At 71.4% G+C, this 16896-nt stretch carries 18 protein-coding genes; 10 read left to right on the plus strand and 8 right to left on the minus strand.

Going from position 1 to position 16896, the window contains the following annotated elements; all coding sequences use genetic code 11:
• Positions 1-235: 235 nt before the first annotated feature.
• Positions 236-1216: an aldo/keto reductase gene (locus tag IZR01_RS07985; protein ID WP_194923479.1), complete on the minus strand. Its 981-nt coding sequence runs from the start codon at positions 1214-1216 to the stop codon at positions 236-238.
• Between the two features lie 15 nt (positions 1217-1231).
• Entirely contained in the window at positions 1232-3769 is a 2538-nt protein-coding gene (locus tag IZR01_RS07990; protein ID WP_228559038.1) for an excinuclease ABC subunit UvrA, read from the minus strand.
• An 82-nt stretch (positions 3770-3851) separates the two neighbouring features.
• On the opposite strand from IZR01_RS07990, the gene IZR01_RS07995 reads away from it, so the two are divergent.
• Both IZR01_RS07995 and IZR01_RS08000 read left to right on the plus strand, forming a co-directional pair.
• Positions 3852-4292: a helix-turn-helix domain-containing protein gene (locus IZR01_RS07995; protein WP_323746427.1), complete on the plus strand. Its 441-nt coding sequence runs from the start codon at positions 3852-3854 to the stop codon at positions 4290-4292.
• A gap of 4 nt (positions 4293-4296) precedes the next feature.
• Positions 4297-4719, plus strand: coding sequence for a VOC family protein (locus tag IZR01_RS08000; protein WP_194895903.1), 423 nt, complete (start codon positions 4297-4299; stop codon positions 4717-4719).
• Between the two features lie 102 nt (positions 4720-4821).
• Here IZR01_RS08000 and IZR01_RS08005 read toward each other — a convergent pair whose 3' ends face one another.
• Positions 4822-5217 carry a nuclear transport factor 2 family protein gene (locus IZR01_RS08005; protein WP_194895902.1) on the minus strand — a complete coding sequence of 132 codons (396 nt, stop codon included), beginning with the start codon at positions 5215-5217 and terminating at the stop codon, positions 4822-4824.
• 88 nt (positions 5218-5305) lie between these two features.
• On the opposite strand from IZR01_RS08005, the gene IZR01_RS08010 reads away from it, so the two are divergent.
• A complete protein-coding gene (locus IZR01_RS08010; protein ID WP_323746945.1) occupies positions 5306-5758 on the plus strand; it encodes a MarR family winged helix-turn-helix transcriptional regulator in 453 nt (150 codons plus the stop codon).
• Positions 5759-5797: 39 nt separating this feature from the next.
• On the opposite strand, the gene IZR01_RS08015 is transcribed toward IZR01_RS08010, so the two are convergent.
• A complete protein-coding gene (locus IZR01_RS08015; protein ID WP_194895900.1) occupies positions 5798-7645 on the minus strand; it encodes an AMP-dependent synthetase/ligase in 1848 nt (615 codons plus the stop codon).
• Between the two features lie 254 nt (positions 7646-7899).
• Here IZR01_RS08015 and IZR01_RS08020 point away from each other — a divergent pair, with 254 nt between their 5' ends.
• Genes IZR01_RS08020 through IZR01_RS08040 form a run of 5 tightly spaced genes read left to right on the plus strand, consistent with a single transcriptional unit; the run spans position 7900 to position 11745 of the window.
• On the plus strand, positions 7900-8340 hold the full coding sequence (locus IZR01_RS08020; RefSeq protein ID WP_194895899.1) for an SRPBCC family protein: 441 nt from the start codon (positions 7900-7902) through the stop codon (positions 8338-8340).
• On the plus strand, positions 8337-9581 hold the full coding sequence (locus IZR01_RS08025; protein WP_194923445.1) for an ArsA family ATPase: 1245 nt from the start codon (positions 8337-8339) through the stop codon (positions 9579-9581). The genes IZR01_RS08020 and IZR01_RS08025 overlap by 4 nt, the downstream gene beginning before the upstream one ends.
• Before the next feature lie 16 nt (positions 9582-9597).
• Positions 9598-10056 (plus strand): DUF5304 family protein, encoded by a 459-nt coding sequence (locus IZR01_RS08030; protein ID WP_194895897.1) that lies wholly within the window; start codon positions 9598-9600, stop codon positions 10054-10056.
• Positions 10056-10994: an ROK family glucokinase gene (locus IZR01_RS08035; RefSeq protein WP_194895896.1), complete on the plus strand. Its 939-nt coding sequence runs from the start codon at positions 10056-10058 to the stop codon at positions 10992-10994. Before IZR01_RS08030 ends, IZR01_RS08035 begins: the two co-directional genes overlap by 1 nt.
• 43 nt (positions 10995-11037) lie before the next feature.
• Positions 11038-11745: an endonuclease/exonuclease/phosphatase family protein gene (locus tag IZR01_RS08040; protein ID WP_194895895.1), complete on the plus strand. Its 708-nt coding sequence runs from the start codon at positions 11038-11040 to the stop codon at positions 11743-11745.
• A 29-nt stretch (positions 11746-11774) separates the two neighbouring features.
• On the opposite strand, the gene IZR01_RS08045 is transcribed toward IZR01_RS08040, so the two are convergent.
• The 4 genes from IZR01_RS08045 to IZR01_RS08060 are packed head-to-tail and all read right to left on the minus strand — an operon-like array spanning position 11775 to position 14644.
• The gene (locus tag IZR01_RS08045; protein WP_194923446.1) at positions 11775-12791 is read right to left on the minus strand and encodes a zinc-binding dehydrogenase; all 1017 of its coding nucleotides are present in this window, start codon (positions 12789-12791) and stop codon (positions 11775-11777) included.
• A gap of 46 nt (positions 12792-12837) precedes the next feature.
• Positions 12838-13203, minus strand: a complete 366-nt coding sequence (locus tag IZR01_RS08050) for a MerR family transcriptional regulator (protein ID WP_194923447.1) — start codon at positions 13201-13203, stop codon at positions 12838-12840.
• A gap of 15 nt (positions 13204-13218) precedes the next feature.
• On the minus strand, positions 13219-13824 hold the full coding sequence (locus IZR01_RS08055) for a hypothetical protein (protein WP_194895892.1): 606 nt from the start codon (positions 13822-13824) through the stop codon (positions 13219-13221).
• 1 nt (position 13825) lies between these two features.
• Positions 13826-14644: an alpha/beta hydrolase gene (locus IZR01_RS08060; RefSeq protein ID WP_194923448.1), complete on the minus strand. Its 819-nt coding sequence runs from the start codon at positions 14642-14644 to the stop codon at positions 13826-13828.
• 142 nt (positions 14645-14786) lie between these two features.
• Between IZR01_RS08060 and IZR01_RS08065 the strand changes: the two genes are divergently transcribed.
• Both IZR01_RS08065 and macS read left to right on the plus strand, forming a co-directional pair.
• On the plus strand, positions 14787-15596 hold the full coding sequence (locus IZR01_RS08065; RefSeq protein ID WP_194895890.1) for a lysophospholipid acyltransferase family protein: 810 nt from the start codon (positions 14787-14789) through the stop codon (positions 15594-15596).
• Positions 15593-16885 carry a MacS family sensor histidine kinase gene (gene macS, locus IZR01_RS08070; RefSeq protein WP_194923449.1) on the plus strand — a complete coding sequence of 431 codons (1293 nt, stop codon included), beginning with the start codon at positions 15593-15595 and terminating at the stop codon, positions 16883-16885. Before IZR01_RS08065 ends, macS begins: the two co-directional genes overlap by 4 nt.
• Positions 16886-16896: the final 11 nt, after the last annotated feature.

Consider the following 16896-nt stretch of genomic DNA (forward strand, 5'->3'; position numbering starts at 1 on the left):
CCCCGAACCGGCACAACCATGACCGAAGGCCGTAAAAAGCTTCTAAAACCCACACGCCAACCGCAACCCGCCCTGCAAACTTTAGCCCCCCCAAAACCGCTGGCCCGCAGCCCCGGCCGGGAACGGATCCCGACCGGCGCCCGACCTGCGACCGGCGCATCGCGAACTACCGGGCAAAGGCTGCCTGGCGCGGCGGCACTAGTCCCTAACGCGACGACTAGCCCCTAACGCACCACTACTTCTCGTCCCCGCCCAACGGCCGTGGCCGATAAGGCGCCTCCACCGCCGCGATCTCCTCGGGCGTCAGCTCGATGTCCAGTGCGGCGACCGCGTCGTCGATGTGGTGGGGTTTGGTGGCGCCGAAGATCGGGGCGGTGATGCCGGGGCGGGTTAGGAGCCAGGCTAGGGCGATCTGTGCCGGAGGGACGCCTCGATTGGTGGCGATGGCTTCGACCGCGTCGACGACTGGGAAGTCGTGCTCGTTGTAGAGGGCTGCGGCTACCGGGTCGGTGGTGGAGCGGGTGGTGGTGGCGCTGTCGCCTCTGCGGACGCCGGCTAGGAGGCCGCGAGCCAGGGGGCTCCAGGGGAGGATGCCGACGCCCTGGTCGATGCAGAATGGGATCATCTCTCGTTCTTCTTCGCGGAAGACGAGGTTGTAGTGGTTCTGCATCGAGATGAAGCGGGTCCAGCCGTTCAGGTCCGCCGTGTACTGGGCCTTGGCGAACTGCCAGGCGGCCATGGTCGAGGCGCCGATGTAGCGGGCCTTGCCGGCTTGGACTACGTCGTGCAGGGCCTGCATGGTCTCCTCGATCGGGGTCTCGGGGTCCCAGCGGTGGATCTGGTACAGGTCCACGTAGTCGGTGCCGAGGCGGCGCAGTGAGGCGTCGATGGAGGCCATGATGTGCTTGCGGGACAGGCCGGAGTCGTTCGCGCCGGGGCCGGTCGGGAAGAAGACCTTGGTGGCCAGGACGTAGTCGTCGCGGTGGGCGAACAGTTTGGGCAGGATGCGGCCCGTCACCTCTTCGCTCGCGCCCTCGGAGTACATGTCGGCGGTGTCGAAGTAGGTGATGCCCGCCTCGGCGGCGCGGGTGACCAGGGGCAGTGCGGCGTCCTCGGACAGGATCCAGGGGCGTGATTCGGGGTTGCCGTAGCTCATCATGCCCAGGCACAGCCGCGTCACCTTCAGGCCGGAACGGCCCAGTCGTACGTTTTGCAAAGAACTCATTCCCCTCTAAGAGGTGTGCTCCGCCAAGAATCGCGCGGTGCGCCCGGATCCGCCACCGGACACCTCGGCGGGCGTTCCCTCGGCGACGATCCGCCCGCCCGCGTTCCCGGCGCCGGGCCCGAGGTCCAGCAGCCAGTCGGCGGCGGCCGCGACGCGCATGTCGTGCTCGACCATGACGACCGTGTTGCGCTGGTCGACGAGTTCGCGCAGCCGGGCCAGCAGCAGGTCGGCGTCGGCCGGGTGCAGGCCGCTGGTCGGCTCGTCGAGCAGGTACAGGGTGTGGCCGCGGCGCGCCCGATGCAGCTCACTGACAAGCTTGATGCGCTGGGCCTCGCCGCCGGACAGTGTGGTCGCGCTCTGGCCCAGGGTGAGGTAGCCCAGGCCGATGTCGTCGAGCAGGCTCAGGATCCGGTGCGCGGCCGGCAGGTGCTCCAGGAACGACAGGGCGTCCTCGACGCTGAGCGCCAGCACGTCCGCGACCGACTTGCCGTCGGCCAGCACCTGGAGCGTCTCAGGGTTGTACCGCGCGCCGTGGCAGACCGGGCACGGCGCGGATTCCGTCGGCAGGAAGAGGAGCTCGACGCTCACCACGCCCTCGCCCTGGCAGTTCGGACAGCGGCCGTTCGGGAGGTTGAAGCTGAAGCGGCTGGCGGTGTAGCCGCGCTCCTTTGCCAGCGGCTGGGCCGCGAAGAGCTTGCGGACGGTATCGAAGAGCCCTGTGTACGTCGCCAGGTTCGAGCGCGGCGTGCGGCCGATCGGTTTCTGGTCCACCTGCACCAGGCGCTGGATCGCGGACAGCCCGTCGGCCTTGGGGATGGCGATGATGCGGTCGTCGTCCAGGGCGGCTTCCTCGTCGGACGCCTCGCGGTCCTCGCGGCTCCCGCGGTCCTCGGCGTCGGCCGGGGTGCCGAGGTGGTCCCGGACAGTCGCGGCGAGCACCTGGCCGACCAGCGTCGACTTCCCGGAACCGGAGACGCCGGTGACGGCGGTCAGCGTGCCGAGCGGGAACCGGACGGTGAGCCGGTCGAGATTGTGGCGGGTGACGTCGAACAGCGTCAGCCACGAGGACGGCTCGCGGACGGCGGCCGGCCGGATGCTCGGCGCGTCACCGAACAGGTAGCGCGCGGTCGCCGACTCCGGGACGTCCATCAGATCGGCCGTCGGCCCGCTGTGCAGGACGCGGCCGCCATGCGTGCCGGCGCCGGGGCCCAGGTCCACGAGCCATTCCGCGTCGGAGATCACCCGCGGATTGTGTTCGACCACGAATACGGAGTTCCCGGCGGCCCGCAGTCGCCGCAGCGCGGTCAGCAGCAGCTCGGTGTCGGCGGGGTGCAGGCCCGCGGACGGCTCGTCGAGCACGTATAAGACCCCGAACAAACCGCTGCCGAGCTGCGTGGCCAGATGCAGGCGTTGGAACTCGCCGGCGGACAGGGTGGACGTCGCCCGATCGGTCCCGAGGTAGCCCAGACCGAGCTCAGTCAGAGTCCTGAGATGCTCTTCGAGGTTGCCGATCAGCGCCTCGGCCGCCTGGCGGCGTTCCGGGGACAGCGCGGCCGTGTCGGGGTGGACGCGAGCCCGTTCCAGCAACCCGGCCAGCTCGGCCAGGGGGAGTGCGGTGGCCTCGGCGATGTCGACCCCTGCGATGGTGACGCTGAGCGCGAAGGGGTTGAGGCGCCGGCCCTCACAGGTCGGACAGGGTTCCTCGGTGAGGAAGGACGCGGCCTTGGTGCGCAGCGATGCGCTCTTGGTGGTGGCGTACGTGTGCAGGACCCAGCTGCGGGGCGACATATATGTGCCCTGATAAGGGCGGGTGATGCGATGCGCCTCGCGGACCGGATGCACCGTCACCACCGGTTGCTCCTCGGTGGTCAGCAGCCAGTGCCGGCGCTCGGCGGGCAGCGCGCGGAACGGCGCGTCGATGTCGATGCCCAGCTCGCCGAGGATGTCGCGGTAGTTCTTGCCCTGCCACGCCCCGGGCCACGCGGCGATCGCGCCCTGGCGGATGCTCAGCTCCGGATCGCCGACCAGCCTGTCCTCGTCCACGGTGTAGCGGCGCCCGAGGCCGTGGCACGTCGGACAGGCCCCGACCGCGGTGTTGGGCGAGAACCAGTCGGAGTCGACCGGCTCGGCACCGGCCGGATACGTCCCGGCCCGCGAGTAGAGCATGCGCAGCACGTTCGAGACCCGGCTGACGGTCCCCACGCTGGAGCGCGCGCTGCCCGCCGCGTACTGCTGCCGCAGTGCCACCGCCGGCGGCAGCCCGCTGATGCCCCCGACCCGCGGCGCCCCGGCCTGCTCGATCAGGCGGCGCGCGTAGGGCGCGACCGATTCGAGGTAGCGGCGCTGCGCCTCGGCGTAGATCGTGGCGAACGCCAGCGACGACTTGCCCGACCCCGACACCCCGGTGAACGCCACGATCTGGTCGCGCGGCACGGCGACGTCCACGTGCCGCAGGTTGTGCTCGGTGGCGTCGTGGACCCGGATCATCGGGTCGGTGGCGGTGGCGGAGCCCGCGCCGCGCTGTTCGGCGCCCTTGTCGACCATGCGAAAACGCTATCCGCGCGCTTCGCCTCGCGCACGTCACGTCGCCCCGCGCATGTCACCAGGCCCGACTACCCTCGCACACGTGCCCTCCGTCGCCCCCGCCCGCCACCTCCAGCGGGCCAAGGACCTCGCCGACGCGCGCTACGCCGAGCCGCTGACCGTCGCGGACCTCGCGGCGGCCGCGCGGCTGTCGCGGGCGCACTTCTCGCGGGAGTTCCGGCGGGCGTTCGGGGAGTCGCCGCACGCGTACCTGCTCACGCGGCGGTTGGAGCGGGCGGCGGCGTTGTTGAGGTACACCGACTACGCGGTCGCCGACATCTGCTGTGCGGTGGGGCTGACCAGCGTCGGGTCCTTCACCACCAGCTTCACGCGGGTGTACGGCCTGCCGCCGGCCGCCTACCGGGCCGCGCATCCGCCGGCGGCGGAGCTGGTGGCGCTGCCGGGGTGTGTGGTGCGGGCCTACGGGCGGCCGAAGAACCGGACGTTTCGAGAAGACGGTACGGGTCCGGGCGACTTAGCGTGACGTCATGATCTCCTTCACCAGTACTCAGCTCTGGGTCCACGACCAGGACGCGGCCCTCGACTTCTACACCACCAAGATCGGCTTCGTGGTCCGGTCGGACGTCACGGTGCCGGAGATGGGGAACTTCCGCTGGCTCAGCGTCGGGCCGGCGCACCAGCCGGACATCAGCATCGTGCTGATGGCGATCCCGGGCGAGCCGATCATGGACGACGCGACCCGGGCCAAGGTCGAGGAGCTCACCGGCAAGGGGTTCGCCGGCACGTTGTTCCTGACCAGCGAGGATGTGGACGCCGACTACGCCACCCTGGTCGAGCGCGGTGTGGAGTTCATCGAGAAGCCCAGCGACCAGATCTACGGCCGGGACTCCTCCTTCCGCGACCCGTCCGGCAACCACATCAGGCTGATGACGGCTCGCGAGATGGGATAGCGGCCGCGGCCTGATCGGCCGGCCGCGGCGACGGCCCGACCGCCCGACCAGCCGCGGTGGCCGCCCGACCGCCCGGGGCGGCGACCGCTACCGGCGCGGGCGCTAGCGCGCGCTGCCCAGCCCCCGATCGGCCTCGCTCCCGGCCACCATCAGCGTGACCTCCTCCAGCCGGACGAACCGGCCGTCCGGCGCGCGCTCGGCGAACACGTACACCTCGTGCGAGGCCGTCGACCCGTCCGCCTTCACCATGTCGATGGTGTGCCGCTCGGCGTAGCGGCCGCCGTCGGCGTCGGCGAGCTCGTCGTGCACCCGGATCGTGCCGTCGGCGACGACGCCCCGCAGGTGGGCGATGTGCTCGGCGAACTCGGCGCGGTCGGTCCAGACCCCGTTGGTGCGCTGGCGGTAGTCCGGGGCGAAGTGCCGGTCCAGGGCCTCCTGGAGCGGCAGGTCGGGGCTGAGCAGCAGGTCGGTCAGGGCGGTGGCGATGGTCGCGGGCATGGGGGCTCCTTCGTTCCCAAGATGCGTGCGCCGTGCACGCATCTCTGACGATAGCAGATGCGTGCGCGATGCACGCTATTGTGGAGCGGTGAATGTTGCTCCCGAGCATGAGCCTGGAACCGAGATCGCCGAATCCATCGGCCTGCTGATCCAGCGCGGCACCCGCGCCGGCCTCTACGCCGCGCTCGTCGAAGGCGTCGCCGACGGCCTCGACGAGAACGCGTACCCGGTGCTCAGCGGCCTGGCTCGGACCGGTCCGCGCAACGCCGCCGATCTGGCGGCCGTGATCGGCCTGGACCGGTCGGGTGTGAGCCGCCACGCCTCGCGGCTGGAGGCGGCCGGCCTGATCCGGCGGGAACCCGATCCGGCGGACCGCCGCTCGGTGCTGCTCGTCCTCACCTACACCGGGATCGCAGCGGTCGAGGAACTGCGGCGGCGCCTGGCCGAGCGGATCACCGCCACATTAAAAGAATGGCCCCCGGACGAGGCCGAAGCCTTCGCCCGGGGGCTGCGCCGCTTCGTTGAGGAAGGGCCGTTCTAGCTCGCGGCGGCCCTATGGCTCACTGGGGCTCACTCTGGCTCACTGCCCGGTGGTGGACCCGACGCCGTCGTAAAGCGCCTCCACATCGGAGGCGTTCTCCACCATCACCACGTTCCGCTTCAGCTTCATCGAAGGCGTCACCTGCCCGCCCTCGACGCTCCACTCCGTCCCGAGCACCGTGAACTTCTTGATCGCCTCGGCGTGGCTCACCGCGCGGTTCGCGTCGTCGACCGCCTTCTTCACCTCGGCCCGCACCTCCGGGTCGGCGGCGGCCTCGGCGATGGTCCAGCCGGCCGGCTTGCCGTGGCCGGCGGCCCAGGTCGGCAGCGCCTCCGGGTCCAGGGTGACCAGGGCGGCGATGAACGGCTGCTTGTCGCCGACCACCATCGACAGGTTCACCAGCGGGTGGGCGTTGATCCGGTCCTCCAGGACGGCCGGGGCCACGTTCTTGCCGCCGGCGGTCACCAGGATCTCCTTCTTGCGCCCGGTGATCGACAGGTAGCCGTCGTTGTCCAGCGAGCCCAGGTCGCCGGTGGCGAACCAGCCGTCGGTGATGGCCTCGCTCGTGGCGGCGTCGTTGTGGTAGTACCCGGAGAACATCATCGGGCCCTTGACCTCGATCTCGCCGTCCTCGGCGATGCGGACCGAGGCGCCGGGGACCGGGACGCCGACCGTGCCGGGCCGGGCCTTGCCGATCGGGTTCAGCGTGATCGCCGCGCACGTCTCGGTCAGGCCGTAGCCCTCCTGGACCTGCAGGCCGATGCCGTGGAAGAAGTGCACCAGCCGGGTGCCCAGCGGCGCGCCGCCGGAGACGGCCAGGGTCGCGTTGCCGCCCAGGGCCGCGCGCAGCTTGCCGTAGACCAGCTTGTCGAAGACCGCGTGCTTGACCTTCAGGCCCATCGGCACCTTGCCCGCGTACTCGGCGCGCGACCAGGCGATCGCGGTGGCCGCGGCCTTGTCGAAGATGGCGCCCTTGCCCTCGGCGTGCGCCTTCTGCGAGGCGCCGTTGTAGACCTTCTCGAACACCCGCGGCACCGACAGGATGAAGGTCGGCTTGAAGCCGCCGAGCTCCTCCACGATCTTCTTGGTGTCCGAACAGTGCCCCAGCTTCACCCGGGCGGTGAGCGCGGCGGTCTGGATGACCCGGGCCAGCACGTGCGCCAGCGGCAGGAACAGCAGCGTGGAGCCGGCGGAGTTGAAGGCGCTGGAGGCCATCCGGGTCACGTTCTCGCACTCGGCGAGGAACTGGCCGTGGGTCAGCACGCAGCCCTTGGGCCGGCCGGTGGTGCCGGAGGTGTAGATGATCGAGGCCAGCGACTCCGGGGTGGCGGCACCGCGGCGCCGGGCCAACTCCTCGTCGCTGATCGCGGTGCCGGCCGCGGTCAGCTCCTCGATCGCGCCCTTGCCGCCGTCCGGCTCGATCACCCAGACCTCGCGGACGTCCGGGGCGCCGCCCAGGCCGGAGTCGGCGACCCCGGCGCGGGCGCTCTCCACGCTCGCGGCGTTGGCACTGGTCTCGGCGAACACCGCGACCGCGCCGGAGTCGGACAGGATCCACTCGACCTGCTCGGCCGAGGAGGTCTCGTAGACCGGGACCACGACCGCCCCGGCCTCGAACAGGGCGAAGTCCAGCAGTGTCCACTCATAGCGGGTGCGGGACATCAGGGCCACGCGGTCGCCGACCGCGATCCCGGCGGCGGCGATGCCCTTGGCGACGGCGGTGACTTCGGCGAGGAAGTCCTTGGCGGTGACGTCGCGCCACACACCGCCGGTCTTGCGGCCCAGCAGGGCCGCGGCCGGAGCCTGCTCGGCCGCGTTGTGCACCACGTCGGTCAGGTTGGCGGTGGCACCGACCTGGTAAAGCGGCGGGACGCTGAACTCACGCACGGTTGTCTTGACTCCTCGTCTTCGAGGCCGGACGACGGGGCGGCCGGGCGCCACGTGGGGTGTGGGCGCGCCCTGACGCTACTGCTTATTACCAGCCGGTAGGTAGTACTTGATGCCGTTTCGTAACCTGGCCGACTCCTGGGTGTGCGGGTGCCGCCGGACACCATCATGCCCTGCCGGAGACCTCGACCAGCCGTCAGGTGTGGCGTACGCGATAGCCTTGGCCGCAACCACCGACGGCGAGGAGGCGGGCCATGTCCGAGCGCACAAAGTCCAGCATCGACATCGCGGCCCCGCCCGAGGCCGTGCTACGGGTCATCACCGACTTCGAGGCCTATCCGCAATGGACCGGGGAGGTGAAGGAAGCGCGGGTCGAAGAACGCGACGACGCCGGGCGCGCCACCCGCACCTGGTACCGCATGGACGCCGGGGCGCTGCGCGACGAGCACACGCTGGCCTACGAATACCCATCGGACGTTGAGGTTCGCTGGACGCTCGTGAGCTCGAACATGATGCGGGCGTTGGACGGCTCCTACTTGGTCGAGGCGACCGAGGCCGGCAGCCACGTGACCTACCAGCTCGCGGTGGACGTCAAGCTGCCAATGGTCGGCCTGCTCAAGCGCAAGGTCGAGAAGCTGATCATCGACCGCGCGCTGTCCGGCCTGAAGAAGCGTGTCGAGGCGATCTCGGCGTGACGCGGCTGCTCTTCCTCACCGGGCCCGGCGGTGCGGGCACGACCACGCTCGCCGCGGCCACCGCGCTGCGGGCCGCGGCCGGCGGGCACCGGGTGCTGCTGCTCGGCGTGGCCGACGCCGGGGAACTGGCCGCGGTGCTCGGGGCCTCGGGGGTCTCCGGGGACGGAAACGTCCTGGACATCGACGACATCGACGACGATCTGGACCGCGATGATCTGAACCGCGACGACGGCGAAGGCGGGGCTCCCACGGCCCGCCGCGCGGCCCTGGCCAACCTGACCGTCCGCCGCTTCGACCCGGCTGCGGCCACCGAGACCGCGCTGGTCGACATCGCCAAGCTGCTGTCCGGGCCGCTGGCCGCCGCCGGCCTGTCCGCGCCGGACGCCACCGAACTCGGCCCGGTGCCCGGCCTGCCGGACATCCTCGCGCTGCGGGAGATCGCCACCGCGGTCGCCTCGGCGCAGTGGGACACCGTGGTCGTGGACGGCCCGCCGCTGAAGGCCGCGCTGGCCATGCTGGCCTGGCCGGAGACCGCCGCGGCGGCGCTGCGCCGGGTGCGGCCGATCGAGGGCCAGGCGGCCCGCGCGCTGCGGCCGCTGCTGGCCGGCCTGGTCGGACTGCCGAGCCCGTTCGCGATGGTCACGCAGTGGACCGACGACGCCGCCGCCGAGATCGCCGCGGTGCGTACCGCGCTGGTTCACCCCGGCAGTGTGGTGCGGATCGTCGGCTCGCCCTCGGCGGCCGCGCAGCCGCTGCTCCAGGCCACCCCGACCCTGCTCGCCCTGCACGGCCTGCGCGCCGACACCGGCACCCTGGCCGACGTGCCCCGGGTGCCGGAGGAGCCGCTGGGCGTCGCCGCGCTCGAAGCCTTCGGCGAGGCCGTCTACGCCGGCTACCAGGACGGCGACCCGGGTCCCGGCCTGGCGGATCCGCCGGAGCCGATGATGGTCACCGACGACGACGGTGACGGCTACCGCTACGACCTGCCGCTGCCCGGTGTCGAGCGGGACCAGCTCGGCCTGGTGCGCTCCGGGGACGAGCTCGTCGTCAGCATCGAGGTGCCCGGCGTGGCCGCGCACCGGCGGGCCTTCCCGCTGCCGGCCGCGCTGCGCCGCTGCCGCATCGCCTCGGCGCGCATCACGGACGGCGTGCTGCGCGTCGGCTTCAAACCGGACGAGAGCCTGTGGCCCGAGCGCTTCCTGACGGACCATAGTGAAGACACACAAAACGGTGACCGGTGACGGGAGGGGCATATCTATGAACGACAACAAAGACGACATTCCTTTTGAGGACAGTCCGCCGCGCCCCGAGCGGGACGTGAGCGGCGAGGCCGCGGGCGCCTCCGATGGTGCGGACGGCAAGGGCGACTCCGAGGCAGCCGGTCCCACTGCTTCCGAGGAGCGGACACCTCCGGGATCGGGCTCGACAGGCCCGACCGGCGTGCGCGAAGATCTCGGGACGTTGGCCGACGAGGCGCGCAAGCTGTGGTCGGCGATCGAATCGCGCGTCGTGGCCCCGGCGGTCCAGTCCTATCCCGAGGTGGCACGCCACCTGGGCGCGGCCGGCCGCGAGGTGGCCGCCGCGGTCCGGTCGGCCGTGCGCGGCTCGGAACAGTCCTGGCAGACTGGCGGCCCCGGCGACGACAAGGCGCAGGAGAAGATCACCGTGGAGCGGGTGGACCGGATCGATCCGTCCGAGCAGAAGAACAGGGACTAATGACTCTCACCATCGGCGTAGACATCGGCGGCACGAAGATCCTGGCCGGCGTGGTCGACGAGACGGGGAAGATCCTCGACTCGGTCAAAGTCTCCACTCCGGAGAACTCCGACCAGACCGCCGACGCCATCGCCGAGGCGGTACGCAAGGTCCGTGGCGACCACGAGATCGGCGCCGTGGGCCTGGGCGCCGCCGGCTTCATCGACGCCGACCGGGCCACCGTGCTGTTCGCCCCCAACGTGTCCTGGGTGAACGAGCCGCTGAAGACCCGCATCGAGGAGCGCATCGGCCTGCCGGTGGTGGTGGAGAACGACGCCAACGCCGCGGCCTGGGGCGAGGCCAAGTTCGGGGCCGCGGCCGGGCACGACGACGTGGTGGTGATAACGGTCGGCACCGGCATCGGCGGCGGCCTGATCCTGGGCGGCTCCCTGTACCGCGGCCGGTTCGGCATCGGCGGCGAGCCCGGCCACTACCGCGTGGTCCCCGACGGCCGGCCCTGCGGCTGCGGCAACCGGGGCTGCTTCGAGCAGTACGCCTCCGGCAACGCCCTGGTCCGCGCCGCCCGCGAGCGCGCCGCCGCGGCCACCGGCCGGGCCAAGGACCTGCTGGCGCTCGGCGACGGCACCGTCGAGGGGATCCAGGGCTCGCACGTCACCGAGGCCGCCCGCAACGGCGACACGATAGCGCTCGCGGCGTTCAACGAGATCGCCGACTGGCTGGGCCAGGGCATGTCGGACATCGCCGCGCTCCTGGACCCCAGCGCCTTCGTCCTGGCCGGCGGCGTCTCCGAGGCCGGCGACCTGCTGCGCGCCCCGGCCGCCGAGGCCTACCGGCGCAAGCTGGCCGGCAAGGGGCACCGGCCGTATGCGCAGGTCCTGACCGCGACCCTCGGGCCGGACGCAGGCCTCATCGGCGCTGCCGACCTCGCACGGGTCTGAGCACTTTCCTCCATAGCGATCACCGCTTAGCGTGGTGATCGCTATGGAGCAGACAGTACGGATACTCACTTACAACGTGCGGTCCTTAAGAGACGACCGCGCCGCGCTCGCACGCGTCGTGCGATCCTGCGCCCCGGATGTGGTCTGCATCCAGGAGTCGCCCCGCTTCTTCGGCTGGCGGCGGGCCGCCCGGGCGATGGCGGCGTCCTTCGGGCTGAAGGTGGTGATCGGCGGCGCGGACGCCTCCGGCAACCTGCTGCTGGCCGGGCCGGACGTCAAGGTGGAGGCTGCCGAGGTGCTCTACTTGAAGCACCGCACGGGCTATCACCTGCGGGGCCTGGCGCTCGCCACGCTGCGGATCGGCAATAGCCGCTTCACGGTCGGCGGGACGCACCTGAGTATGAACCTGGAACAGCGCGTCTATCAGGCCGGCGAAGTCCTGGGGCACCTCGACGGGTTCGCGGAGCGCAACCAGACGAAGTCGCGCATCCTGGCCGGGGACTTCAACAGCTACCCCGGCAGCGTCGAATGGAACATCATCACCGAGCGGCTGGCGGACGCCTGGATGGTCTCGCCGGTGGGGGCGGAGTTCACCTCTACAGGGAAGAACCCGTACCAGCGCTTAGATGCGGTGTTCGTCTCTAGAGACGTCTACGTGGTGCGCGCGGGCGTTCCCACGGACCTCGTCAGCCAAGCCGATACGGCGCTGGCTACAGACCACCTGCCTGTGCTCGCGGTAGTGCGGATTTGAGCCTCGAAACTACAGTCGTAGTACGACGGCTAGCGCCAGGGATCGAGGGCGAGCTTGCCCTCGGTCTGCCCGGCCTCGAGTTGCTGGAGCACCATCGCTCCCTCGCTAAGCGGGTAGAGCGCAGGAGTGCCAGGCGTATATATGCCCTGCGCTATAAGCGCTTCGAGCTCGGTGAGTAGCGACCGGTACAGGGACGGCGCCGCGACGGCCAGCGTCCCGATGTGCAGACCCTTGATCTGCACCGGGTGCGTGAAGACCAGATCGTGAGTGGTCACGGTGGCCTCGCCAGAGGACGCCCCGAACACCACGACGCGTCCGGTGACCGGCTTCGCGACCGAAAGGCTGGTCGCGAAGGTCGCCTGCCCCACCGACTCCAGGACCAGGTCGACGCCTGCCGTCCGGCGGCTGATCTCGGCCGCCAGGTCCGGCCGCCGGCGGTCCAGCACCAGGTCGGCGCCGAGGGCCCGGACGGTGGCGTGCTTGCTCGGCGAGGCCGTGCCGATCACCCGCGCGCCGTAGTGCCGGGCCAGCCGGACCGCGGCCTGCCCCACACCGCCGGCCGCCGCGTGCACGAGGACCACTTCGCCGGCTTGGACCGCGCCGAGCGTCTTCACCGCGGCCAGGGCGGTGGCCCAGTTCAGTACCAGGCCCAGCGCCTGGGCGTCGCTCCAGCCGGCCGGCACGGGCAGCACGCCGGCCGCAGGCATCGTCATGTACTGCGCGAAGGCTCCCGGCCCGGCGCCGACGACGTGCGTGCCGGGTGCCAAGGGGGCTTCGACGCCGGGACCCGCGCCCACGATCTCGCCGGCGGCCTCGAAGCCCGCCACGTACGGCGCCTGCGGGCCGCCCCCGTACGTCCCACGGCTCTGCATGACGTCCGCGAAATTGACCCCGGCGGCACCGACCCGGACCAGGTACTCGCCGGGCTCCGGGACGGGACGCGGCCGATCGGTGGTGAGGGTCAGGTCCCGCGGCCCCTCGTGCGACTGCTGGACCAGGGCTCGTGTTGTCTGTTCGGCGGGGAGCCGCTGCTCGTTGATCTCCATGCGGCCACCGTAGGAACCTGACACTTGCGTCAAGGTCAAGCGCCGGTCAGCGATCGGCAGCGTGGGCCTGTTCGAGGTAGGTGTCCAGCGCCGCCTGCTGGTCGCGCAGGACGGCGACGCGGGCGGCGAGCCGGTCGCGGTAGCTCCGCACCTCGTGCAGGAACTCCACGCACGACACGGGGGCACCGGCATCGGACCCGTCATTGAGGCCGGGCAGTAACTCTCTGATCAGCCGCACAGGCAGCCCGGACTCCAGCAGCGCGCGGATGACGAGCACCCGATCGATCGTGGACTGGCAGTAGTCGCGGAACCCGTTGCCGAAGCGGCCGGGGACGATCAGGCCCTCGTCCTCGTAGTGCCGCAACGATCTCGCGCTCACCCCGCTGACTCGAGAAGCTTCGCCGATCTTCACAGCGCCTCCCGATGGCTAGACGACCGCGCCGTTGTCCGGGTCGTCGTACTCGTCGCGGTCCGGCTTCATCCGGGCCACCAGCGTGATGATCCCGCCGAACACGCCGATCACCGCCAGCCAGCCCAGGTACTCCGGCGTCTGCCACTTCAGCAGCGTGTGCAGCACCAGGAACGTCACGCCGCCCAGCAGCATGGTCCAGGACGCCAGGGTGCCCGCGGAGACCTGCGGCAGCGGCGGGTCCGGCGGTTCGTAGTGCTCGGTGTAGTCCAGCGGGTCGACGGTGGTCTCGTCGGTGGGCTCGACGATCTCCGCGTGCCACTCCGGCCGCGGGTCCAGGACCGGGTAGCGGACGATCTTGCGCGGGCCCAGGCTCTCCGGGCGCTGCGGCTGCGGGTCCGGGGCGGACTCGCCGTGGAAGGCGGCGACCAGCTTGTCGAACTCCACGCGCTCGCGGGCGATCCGCGCTTCCTCGGTCTCGGGCTCTTCGGTCAGGTCCTCGTCCGGCAGGTCGGCGGCCGCGGCGGCGGTCGCCACCTCCTCCGCCGGCTCGTCGGTCGGCTCTACGGACTCGGCGGGCTCCTCGGGCAACCCGGGCCCCGGTTGTTCGCTGGCGGTGCTCACATCAATTCCCCAACCCGGCGACCCGCCGGACGAATTCCACGCTTCCGGCATAGATCTGATCGGCGTCGTGGTCCAGGGTGGCCACGTGCGAGCTCTTCTCGAGCACCTGCTCCGTCACGTCCGTGGAGGAGATGCGGGACAGGATCACCGCGCTGTTCGACGGGTGCACGACCGGGTCTTTGCCGGAGCGGAACAGCAGCGTCGGCTGCGTCACCTTGGGCAGGTCGGTCTGCACCGTGCGCCAGCCGCCGGCGAAGGAGTCCAGGGCCTTGAGCGGCACCCGGTCGTAAGCCAGTTCGCTGACGCCCTTCTTGTTGATCGCGTTCCCGATCCCCGGGACGCTGGGCACCAGGTGCTTGAGTACCGGCACCAGCTTGATCACCGCCTTGTCCGGCTTCACCGAGGCGTTGACCAGGACCAGGCCCGCGACGTCGGCGCCGTGCCGCTCGGCCAGCCGCAGGGCCAGGGTGCCGCCCATCGACAGGCCCACGACGAACACCCGGTCGTAGCCGGCCAGCAGTTCGTGGAACGCCCGGTCCACCTCGGCGTACCAGTCGGCCCAGGTCGTGACCTGCATGTCGTGCCAGTCGGTACCGTGCCCGGGCAGGCGCGGCAGCCGGACCCCGAACCCGGCGGCGACCAGGTGCTCGGCCCAGGGCCGCATCGACTGCGGCGAGCCGGTGAAGCCGTGGCACAGCAGTACGCCGACCCGCGGTGTGGCGGGAGTGTTGGCGGTGTCGCTGGTGGCCTGATCGGCATCGGGATCGGCGGGCACGTCGTGCGAGAAGGGTTCGGCACCGGGGAGCACGGGCGCGGTCATGGTCACCATCGTTCCACGGCGGACGGGGGGAGTACAGCGACGCCGCACGCAGTAGTGTTCGCTTCGCAGACCCGAAGATAACCCCGCGCGTCGCCGGTATGAAGTCACTGTACGCGCACCCGGCCCTACGGAGAGGCAGACGGTGTTCTACGGCTTGCTCAAGGTCATCTTCCTGGGGCCGTTGCTACGCGTCCTGTTCCGACCTTGGGCCAAGGGCCTGGAGCACATCCCGGCCGAGGGCCCGGTGATCCTGGCCAGCAACCACCTATCTTTCTCCGACTCCTTCTTCATGCCCCTGATGGTCCCGCGGCCGGTGTACTTCCTGGCCAAGAGCGACTACTTCACCGGCAAGGGCGTCAAGGGCCGGCTGACCGCGGCGTTCTTCCGCGGCGTGCGCTCGGTCCCGATCGACCGCTCCAGTGGCCAGGCCGCCGACCCGGCGCTGAAGACCGCGCTGCGGATCCTGTCCGAGGGCAAGGCGCTGGGGCTCTACCCGGAGGGCACCCGCTCGCCCGACGGCCGGCTGTACAAGGGCCGCACCGGCATCGCGCGCATCGCGCTGGAGTCCGGCATCCCGGTGATCCCCTGCGCGATGGTCGGCACCTACGAGATCCAGCCCACCGGCCAGGTGATGCCCAAGATCAAGCGGGTCGGCGTCCGCTTCGGCGAGCCGCTGGACTTCGCCCGCTACCGCGAGGTGCCCGGCGCCGTCGACGACCGCTACATCCTGCGCTCTATTACCGACGAGATCATGTACGCGCTGATGGACCTGTCGGACCAGGAGTACGTGGACATGTACGCCACCGACGCCAAGAAGATCATCTCCGCCGAGAAGGCCGCCGAGCGCGCCGAACAGCGGGCCGAGGCGAAGAAGGCCGCCGCCGAGGAGCGCCGGGCCGCGATCGAGGAGCTGCGGCAGCAGGAAGCCGACGAGGACGCCAAGCGGCGATGAGCGGGCTGGGGGATCCGCCACAGCAGCAGGAGCGGGACTCGCAGCCGGTGTTTAAGCGGCCGCGGCCGCAAGCGCCTGCGCCAGACCCGCAACGCCCCGCCGTCGACACCGCCATGTGGCGCGCCCTGGGCGTCTTCCGCAGCCTCACCCTCGCCTACGCGATAGCCCGCTTCGCCGCCTCCTACGACCGCTACGCCCACCCCGGCGAGGCGATCGCGGTCCTGTTCACCATGGCCGTCTGGACCGCCTGGACCGGCATCGTCTACCACCGCCCCGCCATCACCCGCCGCGCGCTCTTCTCCTTCCTGGCCACCGACCTGGCCGTCGGCGCCGTCGCGGTCCTGAGCACCGATCTGGTCGACACCGCGTCCCGGATCGATTCCGGCGCCCTCACCCTGCCCACTGTCTGGGCCTCGGCCCCGGTGATCGCCGTGGCCGTCGCGCTGGGCTGGCGCGGGGGCGTGGCGGCGGCCGGGGTGATGGGGCTGGCCGACCTGGTCGAGCGCGGGGCGCTGAGTCAGGACTCGATCCACAACATCGTGCTGCTGGGCCTGACCGGCGCCGCGATCGGCTACGTCGTCGAACTCGGCCGCACCGCCGAGCTCACCCTGGTCCGGGCCCAGCGTCTGGAGGCCGCCACCCGCGAGCGGCAGCGGCTGGCCCGCGACATCCACGACGGCGTGTTGCAGGTGCTGGCCCTGGTCCAGCGGCGCGGTGCGGAGATCGGCGGCGCCGGGGCGGAGCTCGGGCGCATGGCCGGGGAGCAGGAGCGCGCGCTGCGTTCCCTGGTGAACAGCTGGCACGACACCGACGACGGGGACGGCGACCCGGTGGACCTGGACCTGACCGCGGTGCTCGGCCGCCTGGCCGGGCCCCGGGTGACGCTGGCCGGCCCCGGCACCCCGGTGACGCTGCCCAGCCCGGTGGCGCGGGAGATCGCCGCGGCGGTGGCGGCCGCCCTGGACAACGTCCGGGTGCACGGCGGCCCCGGCGCCGACGGCCTGGGCGCCCGGGCCTGGATCCTGGTCGAGGACGAGAGCGAAGCGGTGGTGGTGACCGTCCGGGACGACGGCCCCGGCATCCCGGCCGGCCGGCTTGAGGAAGCCCGCCGGGTCGGCCGGCTCGGCGTCGCGCACTCCATCCAGGGCCGGCTCACCGACGTCGGCGGGCACGTCGACGTGGTCTCCATCCCAGGTCAGGGCACTGAGGTCGAGATGCGGGTACCGCGCGTGCCGCGGCCGCGCGGCGCCGCGACCTCGGTGGCCGCCATGCGCAGGGCCCTGAGGTGAGCGGCGAATGA

Origin of the sequence: Catenulispora pinisilvae (genome assembly GCF_015356865.1) — a bacterium.
In the GTDB taxonomy this organism is placed as follows: Bacteria; Actinomycetota; Actinomycetes; order Streptomycetales; family Catenulisporaceae; genus Catenulispora; species Catenulispora pinisilvae.